The 2,420-nt window shown below is 62.4% G+C and carries 1 protein-coding gene and 1 pseudogene; both read right to left on the bottom strand.

All coding sequences use genetic code 11. From position 1 onward, the window contains the following. Window positions 1-842, bottom strand: a pseudogene (locus tag EN949_RS34585) (hypothetical protein); the annotation flags it as partial. Window positions 843-1,012: 170 nt separating this feature from the next. Continuing rightward, window positions 1,013-2,317 carry a nicotinate phosphoribosyltransferase gene (pncB, locus tag EN949_RS34575; protein ID WP_013528440.1) on the bottom strand — a complete coding sequence of 435 codons (1,305 nt, stop codon included), beginning with the start codon at window positions 2,315-2,317 and terminating at the stop codon, window positions 1,013-1,015. Window positions 2,318-2,420: the final 103 nt, after the last annotated feature.

Below are 2,420 nucleotides of genomic sequence, written 5' to 3'. Positions count from 1 at the left end.
GAACGAACATGGCCGGCTTGCCCTGTGCTGGCCGGCAAGGGCTCCCCGGCCAGCAGCTTTGCGCCCGGCCAGCACAGGGCAAGCCGGCCATGTTCGTTCCGTACCACAATTGCGAAACGCGCCACCATGGAGAAGAAGACCGTCAGGAATTCGCCGCTGCGGCTCCAGCCGCGATAGCCGAACGCCAGTATGGCGAGGAAAGAGAATAGCCAGTAGAGGCCGGCGGCCACGGCCAGACGCGCCGGATCGTCGGGCGCCGGATCGATGAGTTCGAACCAGGCAAAGGCGAAAAACAGGATGAACGCTGGCCAGCAACCGAGCCATCGGGGAAGCCGCGGTATCCCTTCATCGCCCGCGCGCAAGAGACGTGAGATCAGACGCCAGGGCCCGTACCAGGGATTGAGCCACGACCAGAGGTCGCCGAAGACGCCCTGCAGCAGCGTGAGGCCGGCCCACATCAGTGTCCAGATCAGCAGCGGCAGCGGATTGGAGAGTGGGTCGCGGCTGCCGAACAGGCCGGCGGCAATGAGAATTGCAAAGCCGGCAAAGGATATCAGACTGACGGCGGTGCGGGCGCCGTCGCTGATGGTGAAGAGTTGCAAGCGCCGACGCCAGAATTTGTCGAGAGCCACGGGCGGCAGCAGGGCCAGCACGAGGAAGCTGACGGCCACTGCGAAAGCGCCGCCGGCGAGATAATAGCCGGTCGGCAGCAGCAGGACATGACCACGGTCGGAGGCATGGGCGAAGGCTGGGGTGGGGAGGAGGGCAAACAGCGCCGCAGATAATAACGCCAACAGCTGATGGCAGTGCTCTACGAGGCCCCCCTCTGTCCTGCCGGACATCTCCCCCTCAAGGGGGGAGATCGGCAGAACGGCCTGTTGGCGCCATTCTTCAAGCGTTGGAGATTGGCGAAAGCAGAGACCAAGTCCAATCTCCCCCCTTGAGGGGGAGATGTCCGGTAGGACAGAGGGGGGCGCCAAGGAACTCGGCCTATCCAAGAACCCCGGCACCCTCACACCTTGACCAGCTGCTCCACCCGGTCCTTCTCGCCAAAAATCCTGAGATACCGCTCGATCTCTTTCACATCGCCGGTCGCCTTGGCCGGATTGTCCGACAGCTTGACCGCTGGCCTGCCATTGGCCTCGGTGACCTTGCAAACCAGCGATATGGCGTCGAGGCTGTTGGTTTCCGTCGGCGCGCAGCCTTCGAAATCATTGGTCAGATTGGTGCCCCAGCCGAACGACATGCGCACCTTGCCCTTGAAGTGGCGATAAGTCTCCTCGATGGTCTCGACCTCGAGCCCGTCGGAGAAGATCAGCAGTTTCTGCTTGGGGTCCTTGCCCTTGTCGCGCCACCAGGACAGGATTTTTTCGCCGCCTTCGATCGGCGGCGCGCTGTCGGGGCGAAAGCCCGTCCAGTCGGCCACCCAGTCCGGCGCATCGCGCAGGAACGATGCTGTGCCGAAGGCGTCGGGCAGCACGATCAAGAGATTGCCGCCATAGTAGCGCTGCCAGTCCTGCAGCACCTTGTAGGGCGACTGTCTCAGCTCTTTTTCCGAGTCGGCAAGCGCGGCAAACACCATGGGCAGCTCATGTGCGTTGGTGCCGAGCGCTTCGAGGTCGTTGTCCATGGCCAAAAGCACGTTGGAGGTGCCGGTGAACGCCTCGCCGATGCCTTCCTTCAACGCCTCGACACACCAGCGCTGCCATAGGAAGGAATGGCGCCGGCGCGTGCCGAAGTCCGAGATGCGGATGCCGGGCAGCGCCTTCAGCCGCTCGGTCTTGGCCCACATCTTGGATTTGGCGCGGGCATAGAGCACGTCGAGCGCGAAAGGCCCGAACGCCCGCATCGCCGCGCGAGATCGGAGTTCATTGATGATGGCGAGCGCCGGGATTTCCCACAGCGTGGTGTACATCCACGGCCCGCTGAAGGTCAGTTCATACTGCCCGTCGCACTTTGACAGTTCGTATTCGGGCAGCCGGAAGCCTTCCAGCCAGGCGAGGAATTCCGGTTCGAAGATCTGCTTGCGGCCGTAGAAATTGTTACCGCCGAGCCAGATCATCTCCTTCTTGGAGAAGCGCAGCGTGCGGGCATGGTCGAGTTGTTCGCGCAATTCGCCCTCGTCGATCTCGTCGGCGAGGCGCACCGAGGTCGTACGGTTGATCAGCGAGAAGGTTGCGTCGACCTTGGGATACATGCCCCAGATCATCTGCAGCATCAAAAGCTTGTAGAAATCCGTGTCGAGCAGGCTGCGCACGATCGGGTCGAGCTTCCAGGTGTGGTTGTAGACGCGCCGCGCAATATCGGTCTTAGCCATGTTTCAACACCGCCTTCGCTGCCTGCCATCCACAATTGCGACAGGCCTCATAGCATCGAATCGGCCGCAACGCTGCCCGCTTTCAGGCTGGCCCGACAAAAAG

It is taken from the genome of Mesorhizobium sp. M7A.F.Ca.US.007.01.2.1 (assembly GCF_003998165.1).
Classification (GTDB): Bacteria; Pseudomonadota; Alphaproteobacteria; order Rhizobiales; family Rhizobiaceae; genus Mesorhizobium; species Mesorhizobium ciceri.
Note: the sequence above shows the minus strand (reverse complement) of the source record. Positions and strands in the feature narration are given on the sequence as shown.